Origin of the sequence: Oceanobacillus sp. HCA-5259, assembly GCF_037892815.1 — a bacterium.
Lineage (GTDB): Bacteria > Bacillota > Bacilli > Bacillales > Amphibacillaceae > Oceanobacillus > Oceanobacillus indicireducens.
This window is the reverse complement of sequence record NZ_JBBKBV010000001.1, coordinates 63,192-89,239: the sequence shown is the minus strand read 5'-3', so window position 1 is coordinate 89,239 and position 26,048 is coordinate 63,192. Positions and strand designations below refer to the sequence as shown.

The window sequence follows — 26,048 nt, the reverse complement described above, 5'->3', positions numbered from 1 at the left end:
CAACTAAACTAAATGTCATTTCATTAATACCCAACCTCAACGACTGCATTCACAATATACATTAAATCATTTTCATCCTGTTGATCTTCAAGGAAAATACCGCTCGTTGTCGCCATACCTCCAGCAACGGTTTCTACCGTTACCGTTCCATAAGGAAGCAAACTTTTAATTTTTTCATGGTCAAGCTTTTCCTCGTCTTTTGGTACAGCGAGCTTAACGTTCACCCGCATATTGTTCAAGTCTTGACTTGGCAGCATTTTCCTTATTCCTGGCATGGAATTATAATGGATCGCATCCATAATCGCACGTTCGGCAGCTACATTTATGTCCTGGCCGTGGAGATCAATTCCCATTCCTGCTTCGATAAATAGAATTTCTTTCAATTATATTTCCCCTTTCCATTGTTTTTTTACTTCAACTGCGTGAACAACTTCTGCAAATGTTCCTTGGAGTAACTCTAATGCGTCGTGATGTAGTTTTTCATTATCCGAGACGACACAATTAGAGGGAACCGTTACGAAAAAATCTCTCATAGAAGCATCACGAGCAGTCGTGTCAATACACACATTCGTGTAAGCTCCAATAATCGTAAGATGGCTTATACCATTTGAGCGTAATAAAAGCTCAAGATTTGTATGGACAAACGCACTATACCGATGTTTTACGACAACTTTTTCTCCTGGAAGCGGAGTGAAATACTCATGAATTTCCGCTCCCCAGCTTCCAGGTTCACAGTAGGATAAATTACTTTTCTGATTGCTTCGGCCGAATCGTTCATTTGCAGAAGGGGATTCCGTCCAAGCACTATGTTCCGAGATCACATGAATCACTGGAATCTCACATTCTCGTGCTGCTTCTAGCAAATCCTTCATCTGTTTCATTTTTTCATAAAAAGCATGAATATCTTTCCCGCGTTTACCTGCGGTGCCTTCCGGATGGCAAAAATCATTTTGTAAATCGACTAGAAGTAGAGCTACGTTCCCGTTTGTTGTATTCATTCTAAATCTCTTGCAGCTTTTTATACGTATTCACCGTCTCCTGATCCAGCAGATAAAGCTGATCAAGCAAAGCAGGGATGAACGTGCCCGGCCCTTCCGCCTTTTTCATCGCAAGTTCCGCAGCTATCCCGTAAGCTGCAGTCACTTCCACACTCGCCTCATACAAGTCTTCGGCAACACTTAAATAAGGCCCAACGAGAGACGAAAGCAGGCACCCGCTTGCCGTAATATTTTGTAGCATGGTATGCCCATTATTACAAAGACTCATGCGCGTTCCGTCTGTAATGACGTCTGTTTTCCCTGTTGCAATAACAACCGTATCATATTCTTTCGCTACTGTTTGAGCAATTTTCGGATCAATCGATTCAACCGTAGAGTCAGGGCTTTTCATAATATCAAGCGCTCCGCCAAGTACAGAAATTTCCCCAGCATTCGCTCGGATAGCAGCGAATTTCACCTTTTCCAATAATTCATTAATCACTTTCGTACGGAATTTTGTTCCCCCTGCTGCGATGGGATCAAGAATGACTGGAATTCCTTTTTCATTCGCTTTAAGGCCAGCAAGCAGCATCGCCTCGGCCCGATCCTCGGTTAAAGTTCCGAGATTCAATACGACAGCATCCGCATGACTCGCATTCTCCTCCGCCTCTTTTGGTGTATTCGACATGGCTGGAGACGCACCAATCGCAATCAAACCATTTGCCGCAAAATTTGTCGCAACCTCATTCGTGATGTTATAGATAAACGGACTTTTTTCTCGAATTTTAGCAATATAGTTCATGTAAACTTCCTCCTTTTTAGTAAATTGAAATAGATTAAGGGCGAGGTAGTTTTTAAAAAAGAAAAACCACCCCGGGAATTGGAGTGGTTATTAATACAATTTAAGTATGTATACCAACTCCACTTTCCTACGCTAGTATGAACTAGATCAGGTTCAAAGGGATTAAGAAAAAGTCTTATCTCAGCCGACTGGCACCCCTAGTGGAAAAATATCTATTCTTTATGACTAGTCTATCTTATTTTTAATATAAAAGAAAGGGTTTGCGTGCGTGCACCCAAACCCTTTCTTTTATATTAAAAACCACCATATGGCACGAATCCGGGACCGTACTGCCAAAATCCCGGGCCGGGTCCGAAGCCAGGACCGTAACCAAATCCGGCCCCTGGACCGAACCCAGGACCGTATCCCGGTCCAAAGCCAAAACCTGGTCCTCCAGCGATTAAACTGCCACCTAAAAATCCTAGTCCTGCTCCTATTAATCCAGCTGCAAGCGGATCAATACCGCCACCTGGCCCAAACGGACCCGGCGGACGAGCCCGGTGCATTTCTGGATATGGTAATGGCGAATGATGCATCGGTACATGATTTACAAATCCATGCATGTATATGCTCCTTTTCAAGAAAAATTTTATCCTGTTCTTTCCCTTCCCTACAGCCTATGGCAGAGTACAGGAAACCGCACTAGACAAATCCCTATTTTTGACATGAAATTTGGGTCGGAAAACGAGATGAATCCTTTTTCTCAGGTGACTATGCATTCAGAATATCGAAAATACAAATTCCGTGAGCAACATGACAGTATTCCGGACATATAGAAGGTTATCAATCCCTATTGACCAGCTCATTTCGCCTAAGAGGAGCTATCAACGTCAGGATGTTAAGATTCCTAAATACCCCACTTCCCGCTTAAGACTTGCTCGGAAAAATGGTGTAAGACCACGAATAAATGAAATCAATAATAAAAACAATCCCCCAAACCATTGAAATGTTATACATCATTTCATTTGCATAAGGTGATGCCAAGTAATTGTCATCACCAATCCACGAAAGATCAGTCAGGTAATTCATCGCCTGATTGAGATCCTTTATTCCATAGCTCCAGAAAACAATCTGGACGGCTGCGAATATAAGTAAATGGAAAATGGAGCTGTATCGATTGATTTTGGCAATATATTTCGGGTCTTTTTGTCTCCTGATGATTTCTTTATCCCTTTCAGTAAGTAAGTCGATACCGCGCAAATTACCAATCTTCAAGCGCATCCAACGGTCCAACTTCCGGAAATCATTGATGCCAAAAGTGCACGCATACAAAATAAAAATCAAAATAACAATTTGAAACATCGAAATCTCGCCTGTTTCCCGGTAAATAAGGAGAGCAAGCACTCCCTCAACGATAAATAAGCCGAGAAAAGACAGCAGAAAGATAAGACTTAAATTCCGTTTGTTGAAAAAATAGCGGATGACCCCGAATAGAATTAATGAGATAAAGGACAGTATCTCTGCAGCGATAAAAATTTCCCATTGATGTTGGATTAGAAAGGTCATTTGGTGGCTCTCCCCTTTTGGAATTGGTTTAGGTTAATATGAAAAACACTCACTTGTAGTTTTACGGCGGAAGTGAGTGTTTGGTTTCAATGATTGCGCCTATAAATTCTCTTAAAACCATCGGATATGACTAAGTTGTATTTTTAACCTGTCTAGCTTTCTCTTGAATTTCCCCCGTTTATCGGTGATTAGTTGGATTTCAGATTTCAAAGCAATCTTTTCTGCCACGGTTTCGATTGTCAAGTTCTCTGTATTAATCCGTTCCTGGAAAATATCATGCGATAGTCCTGCGATACATCGATTGAAACATGAGGGAAACCCAATATATGAAGGTTGGGATATACAGTCCGTAATAAATCCATGATTCTGTTCAACTAACATTCAGTGGGAGAGGTAAGGATATCCCCACTGAATGAGTTTCACTTTATGGCACGGGTTGCAATATCGGCGGTCCACCTAAAGACGAATCTTTAAGTCTTTTATAAGCAACATAAAAGGAGATCATTGCACCGATAACAAAGAACATGGCTGAAACAAAGGAAAGTTCTTCTAAAGATATTATCTCATTTGAAGAGTTTGTTGATTTTGATTCTTGTGGTGATGACATAATGAGTACACCTCCAAATATCTTTTCCTTCTTTAATGTATTCAAGCGGAGAAAATATTTTACTCTTTTTAAAGGAAGACAGCCTTCAGATAATAACCTACCCGCCGATTGCCTTCCAGCCATGCGAAAAGTATTAATTATAAACTCGTATAAAGATAGGAATAATCATGTTAAAATACTGTTATAGAAAGGTTTTAAAAAAGAGCATTTCTAAGAAAGGAGTTAAAAGGTTATGGATATCCATCTATTCGTCCTAATTTTCACCATCATTTTCATGCTCCACAACCTAGAAGAAATCATGACAATTGAAAAATGGTTCAACAAAACGTATCCAAGAATTCGCAAAAGAATCCCTGCTTTTGTAGAAGAAGAACTCAGGAAATTTGAGACAATGAATGCAGCCAGATTTTCTTTCGTTGTATTTTTACTTTCTATCCCAGTAGCTATTCTGATTGTAATTACAACAATAACTGAGCACTATCTTCTATTTCTCGGGTTAAATCTGTTATTTGCTTTAAATATTTTTACCTATCCCGTACAATCCTTATACTTACGCAGCTATACTCCAGGTCTTTGGACTTCTGTATCACTGATCATTCCTTATTATATTATTCTTTCTTATCATATATCTAATACTGGTTTATTAACATTCAACAATTTATTAGGTGCAGTCGTAATTCTAATCTTGTTTATTCCTATTTTTCTCCTCAGTCATAAAGCAGCAGAAAAATGGAACTAACTCCTCGAGACAAAATTCAACAGTAGCAAATCTTGTCCTTTACTTAGCATCCGACGAATCCAGTTATTCCACTTGTTCTGAGTTTATCGTGGATGGTGGAATTACCGCAATATAATAAAATTTTCACACCAAAAAAACGACAGAGATTATCTAAAAATATTCCCTGTCGCTTTTTATTAGACGAAATGTGCTCTTACTCAATCCCCTCTGCTATTTGCAGAAACAATTCTTTCGGCATTTCAGATTCTTCGCCAATTAATTCAAGAAACACATCTTCATGTTCCCAAGTGAGACACATGAAACCATCATCATCAACCGCCAGATTACCTTCATTACCATTAATAGTGATTGTCTCCGTCTCTTCCCCTTCAAACATTCCATCATAATCCTCTTGTGAAGGATAGATGCTAAATACGAAGCCGTTCCAATCTTCATCCTCATAAATGAGATAGACCATCTCTGACTCATCATCCGAGGAATAATAGGATTCCGTCATTTCATAGCCCTCCGGTACGAATGTAACATCGGGAATCGTATAATCTACATTTTCCTTAATTTCCTCAAGTGACATTTCTTCCTCGAGAAATGCAAAATCTTCTTCCCATTCCTCTTCCGTTACAGCATTTTCTTTTACTTCTTCTGGAATTTCAATTGGCTCAACTTCATTCACATTCGACACCGTAGCTTCCGCTGTAACTTGAATAGATTCACCGTCCATTTCAAATTCCGCCTGAACAGTTTGTGATTGGATCAACATTGACTCTTTATCAACCTTCATTTCGGTCTCAAAACTGTTAATCGTAATGTCGGAAAGGTCTTCTTCCAAGTCAATATCCATCGTCAAATCTCCCATTGATGTATCGAAATATGGTTCGATTAATTCCTCAAATTCTTCTCCCTCACCGGTTAACGCAAGGATATACTGATCCTCTTCCTCCGTCATTTCAAATTGATCAGCAAACGCCTCTAGTTTTTCAAGTTCACCTTCATTTAATTGGTCAAAGCTCTCTAGTCCCATTTCTTCTTCATCCGTAATGAACCATTCACCGAACATGTTCATATACACTTCTTCACCAACGATATATGTCTCCACATCCATAGAAATTCCAGTCATCCCCATCGTCATGTCTAAATAAAGTGTGTCCGGATCATGTGTGACGTCAGCCGTACCTTCAATCGATACAATCATATCCATAATCTCTGTATCGATCTTCATCTCTGTCGTATAACTTTCTAAATCAGCATTCGCTTGAATTGCCTGCTCCAACACTTGGCCTTCTGTTAACGGCTCCTTATCTTCCCCACAAGCGGCAAGCAGTAAGAAGCTTGCCATTATCAATAAGGCAATGGTTTTTCTCATCTCTTTTTCCCCCTTTTACTTATGCAACATCTTTAAAAATAACAATTGAAAAAGTGACCCCTAACTCCTCTCTCATGTAGACATGTATAGGAAAATCCCTTTTGTAAAACTAAAGAATATTATACCCCAATACTTGGTAAATGGGGATAGTTATTTAGATGGATATGAATTTTATTTTTTAGTAAAATGAAACTTAATTACTTGCCACTCGTATGTAAGATATAAATGTATGAATCGGAGGATATTTAATGAAAAAGTATCTTGTCTTTATCATTAGTTTTATTGTAATGTTCACCGTATTCCAGGTACTGTCTGGCATGTTTCTAACATGGATATATACTCCGAATATTAGTTCAGCTTGGAGCATGCGTACTGGTCTCTCCCAGGAAACCGTTATTACAGGCTGCAATTCATTTGGGCTACCATTGTTTACTGCTGCGCTTGCTGCTTCTGTTGCTTATGTGACCTTCGTGAAGTTTGCAAGGCGTAGGAAAGAAAATATTAAATGATGAAAACAAAGGCGCAAGCGCCCTTGCAGGTTAAAAACGCGACGTCCTGTCGCAACACCTGCACTAGCACATCCTGTGCGTCGTAGCAACGTACAAACTGGAGCACTCCGGAATGAGATAAAGGAAACACAACGAACGATAGTGAGTTGATGTTGACTTTCACCACAAGGGTATAAAGGCGACTAAGCCTCACAAAGACCGCTCGGCAAGTCTTCTTTATCGATTGGAGGAGTGTGAAGTTTGATAGTTGCTGGGCGCTGGAGCCGGACGTAGCTAGCCCCGGATACCTAAGTTATCACAGCATTTTTATTTTATAGTTTCATGTATAATGGGAAAGAGGCAGGATTCTTTCTTACCTGCCCTCTGAATACTCCCGTATCTGCATCCGTCGACTTTTCCTTATTTGCGCACTTTGAAACAGACGCTTCTCCTCCTCCGTTTCCGGAATCACGCCACTCACTTTGGTTGGAATTCCTTCACTATTAATTGCAACCATCGTCAGAATTGCAGTAGTCGTCGTTGTTATTTCGCCTGTATCCAAATGCTGGCATTCCACTTTCACATACACTTCCATCGAGGTTCTGCCCGTAGAGACGACGACCGCCTCCAATTTTAATATATCACCCGCCTTAGCAGTTGAGAGAAAATTCACCGTATCGATCGATGCCGTGACGACCACACTCCCGCTATGCTTCATAGCAGCAATCGCCGCTATTTCGTCAATTGATGCTAAAACAGTTCCTCCAAAAATTGTTCCCATATGGTTTGTATCCGGAGGTAAAACAAGCTTCGTCTGAATTGTTCTCGAAATTGTCGCTGGTAATTTTTCTTCCATTTCATAACCTCTTCTCTGTTCTTTGAAGTGACCGCTTAAGAGACTTCGGGAGAGTTTTTAAGGAAATGAAAAAACCCATCAGAACTGATGGGTATAATAAAGATAGCATCCTCAATAAAACAGTAATCTTTTACCGTTAAAAGTCAGAATAAACCTCATTATACCTTCCCAGCTCCCGAAGAAGATAACTTTCATAATAATGGCAGGTCTCCTGACTTATGCTTCATCCTACTCTAATTCCTTCCCGTCCAAGACAGTGGATTTACTTATTTCGTCAGCATTTACAGTTGCGGGTACAGTTCTGGTTTCACACCAGATTCCCTATTAAGTCTCCTTAGACACCATGATTACGGGTCTTATCGTATGTAGTTATTTTCCATAAAAAGCTAAGTATTGTATCAAGCATAGTATAGATTGTTTAAATTAGCAATGTTAATGGAAGTTTATTAAAAACGAAACATAAACATATAGCAAATGTGGAACGTAATAATGAATAATTAGAAATAATCATTACAATATTCGCTAACTTTAAAAGAGGAGTGATCTGTTGAGCGACTGGATTCCAAGACTTATATTGCTCATTGTCGCAGTACCCTTTGTTTGGTATTTTGTTGCATTAAGTAAGAATGTAAGTAAAACAGAGAAAGAGCATGATCGGGATATGTCATATGAGATCAATCCGTTTACAGGATTGAAAATGCCATCAAGTGATTCAAGGAAAGATAAGGAAAAAAGAGAATAAACCGCTTAACAAAATTAGGGGGGAGCGACAAGCACTCCCCCATTACTCTCTTATAACGGCCACATCTCAATATTTTCTGCCATTTCCCAGAACATGTATTCAAATTTACTTGTTTTTACAACAATATCTTCAAGCGCTTGCAACTCTTTTTCAGATTTTCCTGCTGCGTAATCGTTAATGAGCTTCTGGCAGTTTTCGGCAAGCTCGGTGAATCCTTCTGAGGAATACATTTGAATCCAATTACCGTAAAACTCATGCTCTAATGACTCTGGGTTTTTCGCTAATTCTTTTCCAATATAGTTATAGCTCCATGCACAGGCCAGCACAGATGCAATCGCATTCTCTACACCGCCAAGCTGGGAAACATTCAGCATATAACTTGTATAAGCAGTCATCGTTGCTGATGGTTCAGTTTCCTCGAGTTCTTCACTTGTAATACCAAAGCGGGCTGCATATTCCCTGTGTAATTCCATTTCCATGTTCAATGTCCCGTGCAATAGATTCGCAAACATCGTCATCGTATGTAAATCCGGTGACTTTGCGCTCCCGATTGCAAAAACTCTCGAATACTCAATTAAATAGACATAGTCCTGCTTCATATAATGCTTGAACTTTTCCTTATCGAGCGTCCCATCCCCGATTCCCTTTACAAACGGATGCTCCAAGTAAGCTTCCCAAATTGGCTGGACCTTTTTCCACAGACGATCTGTAAACTGTTCACTCATGATTTATTCCTCCCTTTTTGGTATAGAACCTCTCTACACCACAAAGGGTATGTCTCGATTTGCCGAAAGCCTTTCGTTACATGTGTATGAAACACTTTTACCTTTCCCATTAAAAAAGACCGCTCTTTTTATAATGGAAAAAGGCGGTCTGCGCGTAACATGTTGATTTGTCGCTATCAAACACCGCTTTCTTTCGCTAGTATCAACTAGATCAAGTTCGAAGGGTTGAGACAGTTTTCCACCTGACTCTCTCAGCAAATAATGCACCCCTAGTGGTGAGAAATATTCTATTAATTCTACTATTACATATTTAAAGGACGTTAGCAAGGAGAATGGACATTCAACCTCCCTTAAGCCACGCGATAGGTCGTTCTAAAGTTTCCTAATTTCAACCAAGTGCACTCTTCGTTCACTTACTTCTAAAATTTTAAATTCTAAGTTTTTAAAAGTGAATACTTCCCCTTCTTCCGGCAAATAACTGTATCGATTCAAGATAAAACCAGCCACATTATCCGCTTCCTCCGGGATATCAATTTGGAAGACATTATTAAGACGGTGCAACGAAAGCCGTCCATCACAAATAATGAACGTTTCCGTTTGCTCATGGATGAGTGCGTCGTCCTCATCCATCTCATCTTCAATATCCTCGCCAATCATGGTCTCGATTAAATCTTCATGGGTGATCAACCCTTCTGTTCCACCATATTCATCGAGCACGATAGCAATATGCTTCTTAGCGTCCGTCATCTTTTTGAAAACTGCATCAACCGAATTGAATTCGTAAATAAATAAGGGATCCATATCAGAGAACTCCCGAATCCCTTTTTCCGGTTGAATGGACCAAGATAAAATAAATTTCGAATGGAAGACACCTACAATATTATCGCTATCCCCTTCGTAAATCGGGTACCGTGTATGATGATTTTCCAATAAAAACTCCTTTGCTTCTTCAAAAGCGATATCAGTCGGGATGGCCTTCATCTCTACCCGGTGCGTTTTCAATACATCCGAAACATTTAATGTCTGGAAATCAAGCATCGATTTCAATCGGTACATCTCATTATTTTTAAACGTACCTTCTGTGTGAGCGATATCAACCATTGCTCGCATCTCTGCCTTCGAAATAGTGACCTCTTCGTCCTCCTCTTTTCCAAGTAAGCGAATTGTTGTTTTCGTGAGCAGATTAAGTAACCAAATAAATGGCTTTAAAATGTGTAAAATAATCATCGTCGGATAATAGACGAGGTAAGAAATTCGCTCAGGAAAAGCTGCAGCAACCGATTTCGGCATGACTTCAGCAAATATAATAATTAATACAGTCAGCACCGTCGTCGTAATTCCGATATTCCATCCGTACTCGAGCGCGACAATTGTTACAAGGGAAGGAAGCACGATATTCGGAACATTATTAGCGATTAAAATACCTGGGATAAAGAGATCTGGATTGTTGACGAGTTTGAGTAAGCGCTCTGCCTTTTTATCCCCGTTAGCCGCTTTTAATTGCAGCTTCATCTCGTTCGTTGCCGTAAGTGCCGTCTCACTACCTGAAAAATAACTAGATGCGATAAAAAGGATAATGATACCAATAAATAAAACCGTCACAAGCATTCACCTACTTTGCTTCAAAAATTCCTCGTTAAAAAACCATTCGACACAATTTGGGAAATGGTACCGTTAGTATTCCCTTATTTGACTGGGAATCAACATATTTTCATTAATTTGAAGCTACAACTTTCGTTATGAGAAATCTAGGAATTTTCTTGAATTTGACTAGGGTCAGTGGTATATTTAAAGAAATCTCATACTCGGGAAGGAGTGAAGGAATGAAATTAATCGTAAAATTACTAGTGGGTATTGTTGCCGGTATTCTTATCGGGTTAGTTATCCCAGATTTCATCGTGAAGATTATCGTGACATTCAAAGAACTGTTCGGACAATTCCTCGGATTTGCGATTCCGCTCATCATCATTTTTTATATTGCCAGTGGGATTGCGAGCTTCGGTAAGCATTCCGGGAAAATGCTTGGGATCACCGGGGGACTTGCTTATATATCCACAATTTTAGCGGGCACGTTAGCATTTATCGTTGCTCTTTTTGTTATACCAAAGCTCGTTGGAAATGGTGGAGCGTCCGCGGAAGAAGCCAGTGGCTTCGAGCCTATATTTGAACTTACAATTGATCCAATTACAGGTGTGATGACGGCTTTAGTTCTAGCGTTCGTCTTCGGAATCGGGATCACGAGGGTTGAAAGCCCAACGTTAAGAGCTTTCTTTGATGAAGGAAAGGAAATTATTGAACGCCTCATCTGGAAAGTCATCATCCCGATTTTACCGTTTTATATTGCGAGTATTTTTGCCGAACTTGCTGCAGATGGAACGGTATTTGACACGCTTCAAGCATTTGGACTCGTACTTCTTATGGCAATTGCAATCCACTGGGTATGGCTTATCGTGCTTTATATTGTCGCAGGTACGCTTGCCGGGAAAAATCCTTTTACTTCGCTAAAAACCATGCTTCCAGCCTATTTTACCGGGCTCGGAACCATGTCCAGCGCAGCCACTATTCCGGTAACGGTCCGCTCTTCCAAGAATAATGGAGTAACAGATGGTGTAGCTGATTCGGCTGTTCCATTATGTGCGACCATTCATTTAGCGGGAAGTACGATTACACTTGTCATGTGTTCCGTAGCAGTTATGGTGCTTTCCAGCGGGATGTCTCTCCCAACGTTCGGAATGATGATTCCCTTCATCTTAATGCTTGGAATTATTATGATTGCTGCTCCCGGAGTTCCAGGCGGTGCCGTCATGGCAGCGTTAGGACTGCTTAGCACCATGCTCGGCTTCGATGAAACAGCACTTGGATTGATGATTGCATTATACATGGCGCAGGATAGCTTCGGTACTGCAACAAACGTGACTGGTGACGGCGCAATCGCGATGATGGTCGATAAAATCATTGGAGCGAAATCAGAAGATCCAGCCGCATAAAAATAAAGGTGCTAGACAATTTTTTGTCAGCACCTTTTCCTTTTCATATGCGAGCTATTAGGATTGCTCCCTAGTTCCGGCTGAATTGGTCAACTGCTATAATCGCGTGTGCTACATCCTCCGCGGTAATGTCTGGAGATAGATTCCTCATTGTTTCTCCCGCTTGTGTCGCTGCTTCACCTATTTTAACCAAGTCTTCAAAGGACACTTTATCTAAATGCATTTCTCTTAATGTAGTTGGTAAGTTTAATGCACGATAGAAATGGATGTATTTTCTTAATTCTGCTTCCGAATGCAATTCAAGCATTAACTGAACCAATGTTCCATAAGCAACTTTTTCACCATGGGTTAGCTTATGAATATCACCTTCGAGAACGGTAAACCCATTATGGATTGCGTGCGCCGCTGCGAGTCCTCCAGTTTCGAATCCTAAACCAGATAATAATGTATTCGCTTCGACAACTGCTTCCACTTGTTTCGTGACGAGACCCTTTTCTACCGCATGATAAGCAGGGATCCCATATTTAAATAACGTTTCTTCACACGTTTTTGCAATGGCTTGTGCTGCAATACTTGGCTTCCCGCCAGCCATCGTCTCCCCGTCGCTCTTGATCGTTGCTCTTGCTTCTACCCATGTCGCCATCGCATCTGCAATCCCAGAGGCGAAAAAGCGTGGTGGAGCCTTTGCCACTACTGCCGTGTCAATCAATACAAGATCCGGGTTCTTATTATAAAATTTATACGACTCGAATACGCCGTCATCACTATAAATAACGGATAAGGCACTTGTCGGTGCGTCCGTCGAAGCAGTTGTTGGGACAATCACAACGCCAACATCGAGGCCATCCGCACTTGCTTTAGCAGCATCCAACGTTTTTCCGCCGCCTACACCTATAACAAGATCGACCGTCTGACTTTTACCTTCTTCTACAACTCGATTGATTTCATTAAGAGAAGCCTCGCCTTTGAATTCAACAAAATGATAATCCAAACTCGTTTCCTTAAAGCTTGCTTCAATCTGTTCGCCCGTGATTCCCCACACGACTTCATCTGACAAAATCAACGGTTTATTTCCTAATTTTTTTACATGCTCACCAATTTCATTTAATACGTGGACTCCTTGAATGTACTTACTCGGTGATTGAAAAATAATCGCAGCCATATGACTCGCTCCCTCATGTTTGATTATACCTTTAGTATACCCTATATTTTTGCATGGATTCCAATTGGATATGAGGTAAAGTATAAAAAGCTGGCCCCCCTAATCTAGGAAGCCAGCTGATCATGTATTGTTTGCGTAAGTAATATAGCTATCGGAAAAATTTAACGTGGATAAGGGTTCTCTACGGTATATTCCCAGTATATCATTTCGCCAGTCAAGAGCATTTAATTTACGTAGTTCATTGGATCCTGCAGGGCACCATTCTTATATACTTCAAAATGTAAATGAATACCCGTTGAATTACCAGTGTTACCCATTATCCCAATTACTGTCCCAGTAGTTACTTGTTGGCCAACCGATACATTGATGGACGATAGGTGTCCATAAACTGTTTTTAATCCATCACTATGTTCAATCTCTATTCTATTTCCTAAGCCACCAGCAGAACCTGCTTTCGTTACTACCCCATCTGCAGCAGCCAAAATATTATAATTGCTTGGTCTTGCTATATCAATACCTTGATGCATTCTACCCCAGCGTGGTCCAACATAACTGGAAATGTAGCCTCCCACCGCTGGCCATGCTAGATAACCGCCACTTGATCCAACACTATCTGAAGCAATTTGAGTATCCGGCGCCGGTTGCGTTAATGCTGTCATATTTTCTTTCACATCTTTTTCAAGTGCTGCTAGCTTATTATCTTCAAGTTTTAGTTCCTCTACTTTAGCAACAAGCTTTTCCTCTTTTTCTTCTATGTTAGCTTGCTTGACCTTCGCTTCTTTCCCCTGATCCTCAATCAATGCTTGCATTTCTTCTAACTCTAGTTTCAAATCTTTTAATTCTTCAAGTTTAACAACGACTTCTTCTCGCTTCTCTTCTACAATTTCTTTATCCGCTTCAATTTGTTCCATCAACGTTACATCCGAGTCTGTAATCTTATTTATCGCACTAATACGGCTAATGAAATCACCGAAGCTTTGAGATCCGAATAATACTTCCAGGTAGGAGATATCTCCACCGCTTTTCTGGTAAGCAGAAGCCCGTTCTTTCAAAATGTCAAAGCGTTCCTCAATCGCTTGTTCTAGCTTGGCAATTTCAACTTCAAGTGTATCTATCTCTTCTTGTGTATTCGATATATCTTCTTCATTCTTCTTCAATGATGCTTTGTTTTCATCGACTGCTTTCTTAATCCGACTAATTTCAACATTAGTTTCTTCTAATTCAATTAAAATATCAGCTATTTCCTCTTCCGCTTCAGAAAGGTTAGCTTTTATGTCTTTACGGTCTTGCTGCAGTTCGGTTTCTTTATTTTTTAGATCTTCTAATGAATCTGCAGATGCTGTTGTACTGAAAAAAGCGCTACCAAAACCAACCACTGCCATAGTGGCCATCGCTGCGATCTTTCTCTTCAATTTCTCGTTCCCCATTTCCCTCGCATTTATTGCTAAACAAGCTATATTTAACGTCCTCTATGTATAAAAACACTAACGTGAAAGTTTATCACGCATTAACGGTCTGTAATACCCCACTTCTAAACAGGAGGAAAGCCCCACTGAATGAAGTTTCACTTTATACTTTATATGTTTACTTTTGCTAATCTATGGGTACTTTATCACATCTCCATTTCATAAAAGTTAATATGATATTACAGTTGTATATCAAATATCGACACAATATTCCGTTATTCACGAAATAATTTGGCTTGAGAACTGACAAGTTGCCAAGCCATACACGCTTCCCTTGCTACTTACCCGGCTTCTTAGTAGAATGAATGCTTGATAGATTGATAAATATGTTTAGAGACGGAGTGAAGTTGTAAGATTGCTGGAAAGAAAATTTGATGAAATGCTTCAAATAAAGACAAAAGGGCTTAGGGAATGGCGTGGACAGACGGATGACTATAATCGGTATGAGGCGACACCCTATGCTGCTCTTGAACAATTGTTCAGCTCGTATAAACTGAAACCCACTGATCATGTAGTCGATTTTGGCAGTGGAAGGGGCAGGGTGCCATTTTACCTCCATCATCATTTCGATGTGCCTGTAACAGGTGTGGAAATGAATGAGCTTACTTTCGAGGAATCACAGATAAATAAAGCATTATATACAAGGAAAAACAAACATCTGAAAGCACCAATCCGCTTTGAATTCGGCCTTGCCGAACAATATGAAATCAGACCTGAACAAAATGTATTTTACTTTTTTAATCCATTTTCGGTCACGATATTCAAACAAGTCGTAGAAAACATTCTGCAATCCGTGAAAGAACATGGACGGTCTGTAGACATCATCTTCTATTATCCCCTACCCGAATTTAAAAAGTTCCTAAAAAAAGAAACACCTTTCCGATTAATTAACAAAGTGAAAGCGTATAAAAAACATGGGAAACATGGGAAATTCCTGATCTATCGCTTAGATTAATTCGTTATCTAGTGTCTGGTTTTCATTGCGGAATGAAGACTAGACATTTTTTGTTTGATAAAACTATCAGACTATAAAAATCCTAAAACGCGCTGGGACATTGCTCATCAACCGAAAATCTCAGGTCCCCAATTATTCGATAGTTTAAATTCGACGTATGCCAAGCTCCGCGAACCAGCTGTGCTATTATTAAGTAAAAATAAACTTTTAATTGGGTTATTATATTGTGAATTATACTGTAGACAGAGAAGAGGGAGAGCCATGACAGAAGAAATTAAAATTCTCATTGTTGAAGATGATTATGAAATTGCCCGGATTATGCGTGATCATTTGGTGAGAGAAGGATTCCAGGTCACTTGGGCTTCAACCGGGGTTGAGGGCTGGGAAGAATTTAAAGAAGGTAATTTTTCCCTCGTACTTGTTGATTTGATGATGCCGGAAATGGATGGATTTGAATTATGTAAACAGATTCGGTTGGAAAGTGATATACCACTCCTCATTGTCAGTGCGAAAACGGAGGATGACAGTAAGGTTCTTGGACTTGATCTTGGAGCGGATGATTATTTAACCAAGCCATTCAGCCTAAAAGAGCTGACCGCCAGGGTCCATTCCCACCTAAGAAGATACCATCGTTATACAGGAAAACATCAGCAAGAGAAAATGATTCGTTATAAACACGGTTTAGCAATTGATTTTCTAAATGAGACTGTATTTATAAATGGAGAAGTTGCTGTACTCACGGCTAAAGAGCAAGAGATTTTATTTTTGCTTGCTAAGAATCCTTTTATCACATTTGAAAAGGGAAAAATATATGAGCATGTCTGGCAAATGATGAATGTAGATGGCAATAACACGATTACCGTCCATATTAAAAGCCTCCGCACGAAGCTGAAAGATACCGGAAAACATCCAACATTCATCCAGACTGTCTGGGGCGTCGGGTACCGCTTTATCGGAGAACAATCAGGATGAAGATTAAATATTGGTTAATGATTAGTTATCTCGTTGTGATGGTATTGCCAATCGTAGCAGTTTATCTTTTATATATCAGTCTAAGCAACTATGATCAAAAACAAGATTTACAGGAGTTCCTACACTTTCAAGAAATCGTTGCGGACTTGGAAAGTGTGCTGAAGGATGTTTCCCTGTATCAAGGCCAGCCTAAAGAAAATTATCGGAATCTGAAAAGTCTTACCGATGATCATTTAAAAATTGATTTATATCGTTCCGATGGCCTTCATTTATTTTCTTCGATGAACACATTAGGTACCGAGCAGTTTCAGTGGACACCTCAAGAAAACTTATTTCGCAATTTAAATGAGTTTCAGAAAAATCCACGTACTTATACGATGAAGCAACTAGTCTTTGATGAGCAAAATCAGCCAATCGGACTATACGAAATCACACTCAGTCGAAATAAATGGGCGGAAGCAACAAGTACACGCACCAACATGATGTTCATCCTTTTAGCCGGGTTCTTCCTTATTCTTTATATTATCGTGCTTCTAGCGATTAACCGAAAATTGAACCAGCCCTTGAATCATTTGCAACAGCATATGAGAGCATTCGCAGACGGGAAAAAACCAACGAAGCCACTCGCCCAACCAAAGGATGAAATTGGCATACTTATTCATCACTTTGAACAGATGAAAGCTCAAATCATGGAAACAAACGAGGCGCTCCTTAAGCAACAGCGGGAGAAAGAATATATGGTCGCTTCCCTTTCTCATGACTTAAAAACACCATTAACCGCCGTTCGCGCATATACGGAAGCATTGGAAAATCACCATTTAACGGAAGAAGAACAGAAAGAATACCGCCACATCCTTTATGAAAAGCTCGATCACATGAAAGATATGATCAATGATTTGTCTGTCTTTACCGCGCTACAATCCGCGGAAAACATATTGAATAAAGTGTCAGTCAATGGAAATGAGTTTTTCGAAATGTTGTTTACTGGTTATGAAGAAGCTTGTTCTAGTAAACAGATTACACTTACTACAGAAATAGCTGTTAAAAACGGTTACTTGCTTGACCCGAAGCAAATGGTGCGGCTCCTTGATAATCTCATGGATAATGCGGTTCGTTACACACCAAGCGAGAAACAGATTTGGTTAGCCGGAATATCTGCAAAAAATCCGCTCCCCGAATGGGTATTCCCAGCGTTTAGAAATGAAGTGGATACATGGCGGGATGATGGCACCGTCATCCTCATTCAAAATGAGGGGAAAGGCATGAAACAGAGGCAGCTTGCTAATGTGTTCCAGCCTTTTTATCAAAATGAATCTTCCCGTGGTAAAGGATCCACGTCCGGACTAGGCCTTAGTATCGCAAAAATGATTATGGAAAAACATGATGGAAAAATAAAAATTTGGTCAACAGAGGATAAAGGAACATTAATAGCTTGTTGGCTCAAGGAAAGGGGTTCATAATGAAACGTAAATGGAAGAGATATCTTATTCTTTTAAGTGTATTAACGTTAGTACTAGGAGGTTGTTCCCAAAACATGAAAGTTTCTGCAGAAGAAATCATCCACAATGCGATTGAATCGGATAAGGATATAACAAATTATGCAGGTGTATCGGAAACAAAAATATTTGAAGGAGAAGAATTAATCGAACATTTCACTATGGAAGAGAATGTGGAAGGACAAAAAAGAAAAATCATTTCTAATGACAAACTGCTCGGGAATCAGTCGGAAGTTTTAAACGATGGTGAGAAGATGCTTATGTATGACAAAGAGAATGGAATAGCTCATGAAATGGATTTATCCGAGCTTGGAGGTTTCACAACAACTAGTCCGAGAGAACAATTCACAACCGTGATGGATATAATCCAAGACTCACATACGCATGAGTTAGTTGGTGAAGAAAAAATTCTCGGGTTTGACACGTATCACATTCAAATCGAGGCAAATGAATCCGGTGGTTTAATCGGTGACATGGAGGTATGGATTGATAAAAAAACATGGTTTATCGTAAAACTTATCTCTGAAACAGGAGATAGCCGAACCGAATCAACATATACAGAGCTCGACTTTTCACCGAAATTTACCGAAGATGTGTTTACAATCGATATCCCAGATGACGTTGAAATCGAAACATTGGACGGAGATTTAGGAGAGACAAGCGTCACTTTAGAAGAAGCTAAGGAAGCATTAGGCCAAGATTTCCTTCTGTTTTCTCATGACAATACAGAATTATTAAGTGTGGAGCTGTATGATTTCTCCGGCGGGGAGTTAGACCGGAATGAAATTGTGATGAATTACGGTTCCAAAGAAGGCACACCTCTAGCCTCTCTATCCGTTTTCCCTACTCCAGAGGATATGGAAATTGAAGCACCTAATTTAGAAATTCGCGGAAATCCTGCTGAGTACGAGGAAATTATTAATGGATATACATGGGATGAAGATGGTTTACGCTACTCGCTTCTCGTTGAAGATCCTAGTGTAGATGAAGAAGAAATTTTAAATTGGACTGAGAATATGGTATTAAGCTCTGAAGAATAACCGAATGATAATGACAAGCGGTGCCTGGCATAGTTTAGTGCCAGGCACTTTCCCTTACTTCTTAAACAACCTCGTAAAAATCCACGGCCTCTCTTTCGTACTAACACTTTCCTTTTTCCTTTCTTGCATATCATTCATCGTTTTCATCAAATACTCATCCCGCTTCCGTTCATAGTCCCTTTGTTCTTTTTCCCGTTCATCCACTTGTTCACTTGGAAAACTATGCTGCTGTAATAATAGATCCTCATACCCGTCCATCCGTTCATGCATTTGGTGCAGCATCGTCAACAACTGCTTATTCTGTTCTGTCAGGTTCTGTAGCTCTTCCATCATTTCCTTGTACATTGGACCTTGATTGACCAAAGCCCCTTCTTTATCCTCTCTTTTCGCTGGAATAAAAAATTCAGTCGGATTATCCAATAGGTGCTTCACCTGTCCATGCTGATGCCCTTGTTCCAACAATGAACGGATCTTTCTAATCGTAGCAAACGAACTTTCATGGATGAGATACGCCTTCTTCTCGCCTCTTTTTATATTCAAAAAATCCCTATACTGCCTCGCATATCTTCTAACTGTTTCTGGAGGTATATTCACTTCTTTGGAGACACTTGCAACCGGAAACCATTCATTATTTTCATGCATGCCGTTCATCCCCCATTCATGTCTTCTCAATTCAATCCGTTACTTATATCAATACAACTTTCCAATCGTTAATTCCTCCTTAATTGTCCATCTTTTCATCGTAAAAATCCGACAAATTATGCATAAAGGTGTAGCAACGATTCATTTGGCAGACACTCTAACAAATGGTATACTACTTTTTTATACGATTAGAAAGTAGGTATAATATGGAATTCTCTACCGGAAAACAAAAAGTTATTATTGTTAGCAGTCTCGTATTATTCTTGCTCCTTGCTATATTCAGAGAGCAACTTATACATATGGATGAAGCCATCTATTCATGGCTGACAGCATACGAATTACCAGGTATCTTTTCAATAATGGAAGGACTTACGGAAATTGGCTCTGGTGAAATGATTTTAATTATCACTTTCATTATTGCAGCTATCCTTGCGTTCAAGCGGTTGTGGAGCTATGCCTTTTTTTCACTTGTCGTGACGTTCGGTGGCATTTTCATCAATTTGGCTTTGAAAATTACGATTCAACGAGGCAGGCCTGGAGAATCAAGAGATCTGGAAGTGTTCGGCCACTCACTTGATTTAACTTCCTATAGTTTTCCAAGTGGTCATTCAATGCGCATCGTTCTTTTGGCTCTCATTTTAATTTTTCTAGCTGTTCATTTCATAAAATCGAAAAAGTTGAAAACAATTACGGTTGTTTTATGCATCGCCCTTCCCTTGCTTGTATGTGTAAGCAGGGTCATAATTGGCATGCATTATTTCACGGACGTCTTAGCAGCCGCATTTGTTGCGATTTTTTGGTTTCAGGTATGTTATTTGTTCTTCACAGAAAGATTCAGCTCAAAAACGAGAGTACATCAACGCTATTAAATCTAGCCTTCCTGTTAGCGGGAAGGTTTTTTATCTTTAAAAGACCTAAACTACTTCTAATCAGCGGAATACTACTAGTTTGCGGTATTATTCCTTTCTATTACTCGTATCATTTACGAAAGAAAAATCAGGATGAATCAACACAACGGAAAACTCTACCACTTGCATTAGTAATCGCAAGCACAATATAATAGAATTAGTTCTAGGATTGTTACTGATTAGTCAGGCAAAACCTGGGAAAGATACATAAGTAGACTAATTTTATGTCTATTTATGTTCTTTTCCAGGTTTTTTTATGGATAACATAAGGAACATTACCAAACGGCGGCGCCCCCCATCATTATTACGAATACAGCTGATTATTTGGATATTATCCCAGAAAAACCAAGAAAAGTTGGTTTAGAAGATAGCATATTAACTGTCGCAAAATAGTAGATTTTCCGAGGCGACAGCTAATCATAAATAATATAAAATTAAGGAGAGATAGCATAGCTACATTCAAATCACAATTTCCAATGATAAAGAAGAAAATTCGATGCAAGCGAAATATCAAGGATTGCACCATCAATTCGTGAGCTAGTTCCCTTGCAACGAAAAAGATTCATGAAATTATTCCAGATGGGAAAATGGGTTGTATGCTTGAATGAGCTATTATCCGAACACGCCAAACCCAGAAGACGTACTCAAGGCACAGCAAGAAAACAGCCGCTCTTCCTTGTAGAAAATGGCTTAGGGGCTTATGATAAAGTAGAAGATGATGGTTCCATCCATGATGACTACCGGATCGATTAGCTACCGGTATAAGAAAGTCATAGAAAGCAATGGAGAAGAACTATAAATCATCATTTTAAAAATATAAATTGGAGATGAGATAAATGGTAGAAAAAAAGTTTACAATCATTGATAAAGTAGGATTACACGCACGTCCGGCTTCAGCCTTAGTACAGGTTGCCGGGCAATTCACATCAGACGTTCAGTTAGAGTACAACGGAAAATCTGTTAACTTGAAATCCATTATGGGAGTTATGTCACTCGGAGTTGGTCAAGATGCTGAAATTACGATTCGCACAGAGGGCGATGACGAGCAGGAAGCATTGGACAAATTAGAGGAAACATTGAATAAAGAAGGTTTGGCAGAATGAGTATGCTACATGGTATCGCAGCTTCAAGTGGTATCGTGCTTGCGAAAGCGTATCGGTTAATCGAACCTGATCTCTCCTTTGAAAAAAGACAAGTAGAAGATACGGAAAAGGAAATCGAACGTTTCCAGCGTGCACTCGCTATCTCGAAAGATGAACTTGAAGCAATTCGTGAAAAGGCAAAAGTTGACCTTGGTGAAGATAAAGCTGCCATCTTTGAGGCACATTTACTTGTATTGAGTGACCCAGAACTGATTTCTCCTATCGAGGAAAAGGTGAAAACCGAACAAGTAAATGCCGAACAAGCTCTGAAGGAAACGGCAGATATGTTCATTACAATGTTTGAACAAATGGATAATGACTATATGAAAGAACGCGCTGCAGATATTCGTGATGTAACGAAACGCGTGCTTGCCCATCTACTTGGAGTGCAAATGGTAAATCCAAGCATGATCTCTGAAGAAGTGATCATTGTGGCGGAAGACTTAACACCATCAGATACCGCTCAATTGAACCGTGAATTTGTCAAAGGCTTTATAACAGATATTGGTGGCCGGACTTCCCATTCGGCAATCATGGCCCGCTCCATGGAAATCCCTGCGGTAGTCGGAACAAAAACGGTGACAGAAGAAGTTCAAGATGGCGACTTTCTTATTGTTGACGGGTTAAAAGGTGAAGTACATATTAACCCGACAGACGAAAAAATCGCTTTTTATAAAGAAGAACAAATTCGTTATGAAGAACAAAAGGCAGAATGGGCAAAACTTGTGAATGAGAAGACCGTAACAGCGGACGGCGAACACGTCGAATTAGCTGCCAATATTGGAACACCTGACGACTTGACCGGTGTTAAAAACAATGGCGGAGAAGCTGTCGGACTCTACCGTACCGAATTCCTTTACATGGGACGCGACCAATTGCCAACAGAAGAAGAACAATTTGAAGCATATAAAGCAGTACTAGAAGGTATGGACGGAAAAGCTGTCGTCGTTCGTACGCTTGATATCGGAGGAGATAAGGAACTTCCTTATCTGGACCTACCGAATGAGATGAACCCATTCCTTGGATTCCGTGCGATTCGTCTTTGTTTAGAGGAACAGGATATATTCCGTGTTCAACTACGTGCACTTCTTCGCGCAAGTGTCTATGGTAACTTAAAAATAATGTTCCCAATGATTGCGACATTAGCGGAATTTCGACGGGCAAAAGCAATTTTAGAACAAGAAAAAGAATTATTAGTTTCAGCAGGTACAGCCGTTTCTGATGATATTGAAGTCGGAATTATGGTGGAGATCCCTTCCACTGCCGTACTTGCAGACCAATTCGCAAAAGAAGTAGATTTCTTCAGTATTGGAACGAATGATTTGATTCAGTACACAATGGCTGCCGACCGCATGAACGAACAGGTCTCTTACCTATACCAGCCGTACAATCCAGCCATTTTACGTCTTGTAAAAATGGTCATTGATGCCTCCCACCGTGAAGGTAAATGGACAGGCATGTGCGGCGAAATGGCCGGCGATGAGCTAGCTATACCACTCCTGCTTGGACTCGGACTAGACGAATTCTCAATGAGTGCAACATCGATCCTACAAGCCAGGTCACAGATTCGTGGATTGAGTAAGCAGGATATGGTGGAACTTGCTGAGAAGGCTCTAGAAATGGGAACCGCGGAAGAAGTTGTTGCAGAAGTGAAGAGAGTAACGGAAGCGAAATAAATGTAATGGAGCAGCATCTTTAGGCGGTTAATTCCGTTTCAAGATGCTGCTTTTTCCTACACGGAAAGGAGGATTTGATAGTGATTAAATTAGAATCACTCCTCCCTAATAGATTGGGACTTAAAATCATTCAAGATCTAGAAGAAATGGGCATAGGGCACACGATTATTGCATGCACAAGAGATTATGCAGCTATACAAAAAGACATCTCCCCGGAAGGGAAAAAATTGTAAGAGGATCTTACGCAGAAGTCAAAGAAGTAACAGATTTCGTGGAAAAATCTCAGATGACTTCATAAAAATTATCTCAGGAGTGATTGGGATGCCGACTAATCGGATGATGCAGATATTAAAAGAGCTAATGTCCACTAAAACTCCAATTACCAGTAATGATTTAGCTAACACTATTCAAGTAACATCAAGAACGATTCGAAATGATATAAAGGAACTTAATGAGAGCCTATTACATAGTGGTGGATGCATTAAGTCAACTAGAGGAATTGGCTATGTGCTGGAAGTAAAAGACACGGATACATTCAAATTGTTTTTGCAAAGGATGTTTAAAAACTCGGATACTCTAGCAAGCCAATCACCAAATACACCAGAAGAGCGCGTTAGCTATATTATTCGAAAACTTTTATTAGCAAATGGTTACATAAAATTAGACGATATTGCTGAAGAACTATATATAAGCAAATCAACTCTACAAAATGATTTAATTGAAGTAAGAAAAATAATAAAAAGTTTTAAACTAGAGATAGAAAGTAAACCATATTATGGTGTGAGGGTTACAGGGAGTGAAATGAATTTTCGCTTTTGCTTGTCGGAGTATCTATTGAATAGAGAAAGTATTACATTCGATATGCCAAACCCCACGGACTCCCTATTTTCAAAAAAAGAACTTAATAAAATTCAAGCTATCATTTTGGGAGAAATTCAAAAGAATGAGATTTATCTATCTGATATTGAGTTAAATAATTTAAGTATTCACTTCGCTATTGCTTGTAAACGAATTCGCGATGAAAATTATATCCTTCTCCCACCTGAGGACTTTGAAGGAATATACACAAAAAAAGAATACAAAGTAGCGGAAAAAATAGTAAAAAAAGTTGAATCGTCTTTTGACGTTTGTTTTCCTGAGCAGGAAATTGCATATATTGCGATTCATCTCTTAGGGACGAATAAAATTGCAACAACAAATTTAAGTCAACAAGAGTTTGAAACATTTGTAGATAATGAATTAAGAGATATAATCAATGAGATTATTATGAAAATAGATGAACGATTAAAATTACAATTAAAAAACGATAAAGAACTGTTTATCGCGTTAGGATTGCATTTGAGACCAGCAATAAATCGTCTACGCTATGGAATGAATATGCGAAACCCATTGCTTGATGAGATTAAAGCAAAATATCCACTTGCATTTGATGCTGCGATTTTAGCAAGCAAAGTTTTAAAAAATAGATTAGAGATTGAAATTGATGAGCACGAAATTGGCTATATTGCGTTACATATAAAGGTCGCCATGTACAGACAACAAATGAATCAAGATGTAAAGCGTTGTATTATCGTTTGTGCATCTGGCTCGGGTAGCGCCATGTTACTTAAGTATAAATTGCAAGCTAAGTATTTTAATCAATTAATAGTTGTAGATACAATCGATTATTATCGTTTAAATGAAACTACTCTAGAACAAATTGATTTTGTTATTACAACTATCCCAATTGAAAGCAAGTTACCTGTGCCAGTAATATTCGTAAATACAATATTAGGTACAAAAGATATTGAACAAATAGAAGATTGTTTACAAGATAGGGATAAAGATAAGGTCGTCTATGTGAAAGAGGAACTTATCTTTCTTCATCAAGAACTCGAGACAAAAGAAAGCACTATTCAATTTTTAGTGAATGAACTAGAGTCGGCAGGCTATGTTGATGACTCATTTGATAAATCAGTACTTGAGAGAGAACGATTATCGCCAACTAGTTTCGGAAACTTGGTTGCCATCCCCCACCCCATGAGTCCGCACACAGATGAAACAATTTGGGCGATATGCACGTTGAAAAAGCCTATTAATTGGGGAGAGAATCGTGTACAATTTGTTTGTTTATTAAGTCTAGGGAAGAATAAAACTCCTAATATAGAGGGGATGTATAATTATTTAATCGGAATGATTGATAACGAAAAAAAGGTCAAACAGCTGATAAATTGTGAGAACAAGAAAGAATTTTTGGAGATACTAAACAATATAGATTAGAGCAGTATATAGAAAATTCCGGGTTGATATTACCCGGTCTTTTTTATTGTGTAAATATAGATTAATTTCCATGTAATCTTTTCCTTAGCGTTAAGGAAAAAGTATGGATTCAAGTGAAAGCGGTTTCACATTATTATATATATGTAAGCAGAATCAAATGAATAGATTGTATTGGCTTAAGGGGGCAAAGCAGCATTGGATATAGAAGAAGTAAGCTTTCAAATCATATTACATGGCGGAAACGCTCGAAACTTGGCAATGGAAGCAATCCGGCATGCTAAAGTAAGAGAATTTGAAGCAGCTAATCAAAAAATCCAGGAAGCAAATGAAGAAATGAGTAAAGCGCATCGGTTCCAAACGGATCTGATCCAAGGAGAAGCTCGTGGAGAAAAAATAGAGATTCGTTTGTTACTTATACATGCACAGGACCATCTCATGAATGCAATGACAGTTGTTGATTTAGCTGAAGAAGTAATTGAACTTCATAATAAAATTAAATAAT

At 39.4% G+C, this 26,048-nt stretch carries 27 protein-coding genes, 2 pseudogenes and 3 riboswitches; of the genes and pseudogenes, 16 read left to right on the top strand and 13 right to left on the bottom strand.

The window, feature by feature from the left end:
- Window positions 1-23: 23 nt before the first annotated feature.
- The 6 genes from WKU33_RS00420 to WKU33_RS00395 all read right to left on the bottom strand — a co-directional run bounded on the left by WKU33_RS00420 (window position 24) and on the right by WKU33_RS00395 (window position 4,054).
- Entirely contained in the window at window positions 24-383 is a 360-nt protein-coding gene (locus WKU33_RS00420; protein WP_156856159.1) for a Lin0512 family protein, read from the bottom strand.
- Window positions 384-998: a cysteine hydrolase family protein gene (locus WKU33_RS00415; protein WP_188855906.1), complete on the bottom strand. Its 615-nt coding sequence runs from the start codon at window positions 996-998 to the stop codon at window positions 384-386.
- Between the two features lies 1 nt (window position 999).
- Window positions 1,000-1,779, bottom strand: a complete 780-nt coding sequence (gene thiM, locus WKU33_RS00410; protein ID WP_188855907.1) for a hydroxyethylthiazole kinase — start codon at window positions 1,777-1,779, stop codon at window positions 1,000-1,002.
- Window positions 1,780-1,886: 107 nt separating this feature from the next.
- A riboswitch (TPP riboswitch) is annotated at window positions 1,887-1,988 on the bottom strand.
- Between the two features lie 84 nt (window positions 1,989-2,072).
- Window positions 2,073-2,381 carry a hypothetical protein gene (locus tag WKU33_RS00405; protein WP_188855908.1) on the bottom strand — a complete coding sequence of 103 codons (309 nt, stop codon included), beginning with the start codon at window positions 2,379-2,381 and terminating at the stop codon, window positions 2,073-2,075.
- Window positions 2,382-2,685: 304 nt separating this feature from the next.
- Window positions 2,686-3,324, bottom strand: a complete 639-nt coding sequence (locus WKU33_RS00400; RefSeq protein WP_156856155.1) for a hypothetical protein — start codon at window positions 3,322-3,324, stop codon at window positions 2,686-2,688.
- Between the two features lie 424 nt (window positions 3,325-3,748).
- A complete protein-coding gene (locus WKU33_RS00395) occupies window positions 3,749-4,054 on the bottom strand; it encodes a hypothetical protein (RefSeq protein ID WP_188855909.1) in 306 nt (101 codons plus the stop codon).
- A gap of 109 nt (window positions 4,055-4,163) precedes the next feature.
- On the opposite strand from WKU33_RS00395, the gene WKU33_RS00390 reads away from it, so the two are divergent.
- Window positions 4,164-4,670, top strand: a complete 507-nt coding sequence (locus tag WKU33_RS00390) for an HXXEE domain-containing protein (protein WP_188855910.1) — start codon at window positions 4,164-4,166, stop codon at window positions 4,668-4,670.
- A 22-nt stretch (window positions 4,671-4,692) separates the two neighbouring features.
- Window positions 4,693-4,785: pseudogene (locus WKU33_RS00385) on the top strand (SDR family oxidoreductase); the annotation flags it as partial.
- A 78-nt stretch (window positions 4,786-4,863) separates the two neighbouring features.
- Here the strand turns inward: WKU33_RS00385 and WKU33_RS00380 are convergent.
- Window positions 4,864-6,030: a DUF4367 domain-containing protein gene (locus tag WKU33_RS00380; RefSeq protein WP_340452691.1), complete on the bottom strand. Its 1,167-nt coding sequence runs from the start codon at window positions 6,028-6,030 to the stop codon at window positions 4,864-4,866.
- 248 nt (window positions 6,031-6,278) lie between these two features.
- Between WKU33_RS00380 and WKU33_RS00375 the strand changes: the two genes are divergently transcribed.
- Window positions 6,279-6,539 (top strand): hypothetical protein, encoded by a 261-nt coding sequence (locus WKU33_RS00375; RefSeq protein ID WP_188855912.1) that lies wholly within the window; start codon window positions 6,279-6,281, stop codon window positions 6,537-6,539.
- Window positions 6,540-6,891: 352 nt separating this feature from the next.
- Here the strand turns inward: WKU33_RS00375 and WKU33_RS00370 are convergent, their stop codons facing one another.
- Entirely contained in the window at window positions 6,892-7,374 is a 483-nt protein-coding gene (locus WKU33_RS00370) for an acyl-CoA thioesterase (RefSeq protein WP_156856150.1), read from the bottom strand.
- 184 nt (window positions 7,375-7,558) lie between these two features.
- A riboswitch (cobalamin riboswitch) is annotated at window positions 7,559-7,735 on the bottom strand.
- A gap of 186 nt (window positions 7,736-7,921) precedes the next feature.
- Between WKU33_RS00370 and WKU33_RS00365 the strand changes: the two genes are divergently transcribed.
- A complete protein-coding gene (locus tag WKU33_RS00365; RefSeq protein WP_188859074.1) occupies window positions 7,922-8,116 on the top strand; it encodes a hypothetical protein in 195 nt (64 codons plus the stop codon).
- Window positions 8,117-8,166: 50 nt separating this feature from the next.
- Here the strand turns inward: WKU33_RS00365 and tenA are convergent, their stop codons facing one another.
- On the bottom strand, window positions 8,167-8,841 hold the full coding sequence (gene tenA, locus WKU33_RS00360; protein ID WP_188859075.1) for a thiaminase II: 675 nt from the start codon (window positions 8,839-8,841) through the stop codon (window positions 8,167-8,169).
- Between the two features lie 171 nt (window positions 8,842-9,012).
- Window positions 9,013-9,122, bottom strand: a riboswitch (TPP riboswitch).
- Window positions 9,123-9,213: 91 nt separating this feature from the next.
- On the bottom strand, window positions 9,214-10,449 hold the full coding sequence (locus tag WKU33_RS00355) for a hemolysin family protein (RefSeq protein WP_340452686.1): 1,236 nt from the start codon (window positions 10,447-10,449) through the stop codon (window positions 9,214-9,216).
- A 215-nt stretch (window positions 10,450-10,664) separates the two neighbouring features.
- Between WKU33_RS00355 and WKU33_RS00350 the strand changes: the two genes are divergently transcribed.
- Window positions 10,665-11,828 (top strand): dicarboxylate/amino acid:cation symporter, encoded by a 1,164-nt coding sequence (locus tag WKU33_RS00350; RefSeq protein WP_188859078.1) that lies wholly within the window; start codon window positions 10,665-10,667, stop codon window positions 11,826-11,828.
- Between the two features lie 70 nt (window positions 11,829-11,898).
- Here the strand turns inward: WKU33_RS00350 and WKU33_RS00345 are convergent, their stop codons facing one another.
- Both WKU33_RS00345 and WKU33_RS00340 read right to left on the bottom strand, forming a co-directional pair.
- Window positions 11,899-12,990: a glycerol dehydrogenase gene (locus tag WKU33_RS00345; RefSeq protein ID WP_188859079.1), complete on the bottom strand. Its 1,092-nt coding sequence runs from the start codon at window positions 12,988-12,990 to the stop codon at window positions 11,899-11,901.
- Between the two features lie 224 nt (window positions 12,991-13,214).
- The gene (locus WKU33_RS00340; protein WP_340452684.1) at window positions 13,215-14,402 is read right to left on the bottom strand and encodes a murein hydrolase activator EnvC family protein; all 1,188 of its coding nucleotides are present in this window, start codon (window positions 14,400-14,402) and stop codon (window positions 13,215-13,217) included.
- A gap of 409 nt (window positions 14,403-14,811) precedes the next feature.
- On the opposite strand from WKU33_RS00340, the gene WKU33_RS00335 reads away from it, so the two are divergent.
- The 4 genes from WKU33_RS00335 (at window position 14,812) to WKU33_RS00320 (ending at window position 18,919) form a co-directional block, all read left to right on the top strand.
- On the top strand, window positions 14,812-15,411 hold the full coding sequence (locus tag WKU33_RS00335) for an SAM-dependent methyltransferase (protein WP_232334368.1): 600 nt from the start codon (window positions 14,812-14,814) through the stop codon (window positions 15,409-15,411).
- A gap of 261 nt (window positions 15,412-15,672) precedes the next feature.
- Complete coding sequence (locus WKU33_RS00330) at window positions 15,673-16,383, top strand: response regulator transcription factor (protein WP_156856143.1); 711 nt, start codon at window positions 15,673-15,675, stop codon at window positions 16,381-16,383.
- Entirely contained in the window at window positions 16,380-17,843 is a 1,464-nt protein-coding gene (locus WKU33_RS00325) for a HAMP domain-containing sensor histidine kinase (RefSeq protein WP_156856142.1), read from the top strand. The genes WKU33_RS00330 and WKU33_RS00325 overlap by 4 nt, the downstream gene beginning before the upstream one ends.
- 74 nt (window positions 17,844-17,917) lie before the next feature.
- A complete protein-coding gene (locus WKU33_RS00320) occupies window positions 17,918-18,919 on the top strand; it encodes a LolA family protein (protein ID WP_156856141.1) in 1,002 nt (333 codons plus the stop codon).
- A 54-nt stretch (window positions 18,920-18,973) separates the two neighbouring features.
- Here the strand turns inward: WKU33_RS00320 and WKU33_RS00315 are convergent, their stop codons facing one another.
- Window positions 18,974-19,561 (bottom strand): MerR family transcriptional regulator, encoded by a 588-nt coding sequence (locus WKU33_RS00315; protein WP_198042613.1) that lies wholly within the window; start codon window positions 19,559-19,561, stop codon window positions 18,974-18,976.
- Between the two features lie 206 nt (window positions 19,562-19,767).
- Here WKU33_RS00315 and WKU33_RS00310 point away from each other — a divergent pair, with 206 nt between their 5' ends.
- The 7 genes and pseudogenes from WKU33_RS00310 to WKU33_RS00280 all read left to right on the top strand — a co-directional run bounded on the left by WKU33_RS00310 (window position 19,768) and on the right by WKU33_RS00280 (window position 26,047).
- Window positions 19,768-20,430, top strand: coding sequence for a phosphatase PAP2 family protein (locus tag WKU33_RS00310; protein ID WP_340452681.1), 663 nt, complete (start codon window positions 19,768-19,770; stop codon window positions 20,428-20,430).
- Window positions 20,431-20,974: 544 nt separating this feature from the next.
- Window positions 20,975-21,219: pseudogene (locus tag WKU33_RS00305) on the top strand (6-phospho-beta-glucosidase); the annotation flags it as partial.
- An 86-nt stretch (window positions 21,220-21,305) separates the two neighbouring features.
- Window positions 21,306-21,572, top strand: coding sequence for a phosphocarrier protein HPr (locus WKU33_RS00300; RefSeq protein ID WP_156856135.1), 267 nt, complete (start codon window positions 21,306-21,308; stop codon window positions 21,570-21,572).
- Window positions 21,569-23,287, top strand: a complete 1,719-nt coding sequence (gene ptsP, locus WKU33_RS00295; protein ID WP_156856134.1) for a phosphoenolpyruvate--protein phosphotransferase — start codon at window positions 21,569-21,571, stop codon at window positions 23,285-23,287. Before WKU33_RS00300 ends, ptsP begins: the two co-directional genes overlap by 4 nt.
- Before the next feature lie 80 nt (window positions 23,288-23,367).
- A complete protein-coding gene (locus WKU33_RS00290; RefSeq protein WP_188859088.1) occupies window positions 23,368-23,520 on the top strand; it encodes a hypothetical protein in 153 nt (50 codons plus the stop codon).
- 88 nt (window positions 23,521-23,608) lie between these two features.
- The gene (locus WKU33_RS00285) at window positions 23,609-25,546 is read left to right on the top strand and encodes a BglG family transcription antiterminator (protein ID WP_340452678.1); all 1,938 of its coding nucleotides are present in this window, start codon (window positions 23,609-23,611) and stop codon (window positions 25,544-25,546) included.
- A 195-nt stretch (window positions 25,547-25,741) separates the two neighbouring features.
- Window positions 25,742-26,047, top strand: coding sequence for a PTS lactose/cellobiose transporter subunit IIA (locus WKU33_RS00280; protein ID WP_188859092.1), 306 nt, complete (start codon window positions 25,742-25,744; stop codon window positions 26,045-26,047).
- Window position 26,048 lies beyond the last annotated feature (1 nt).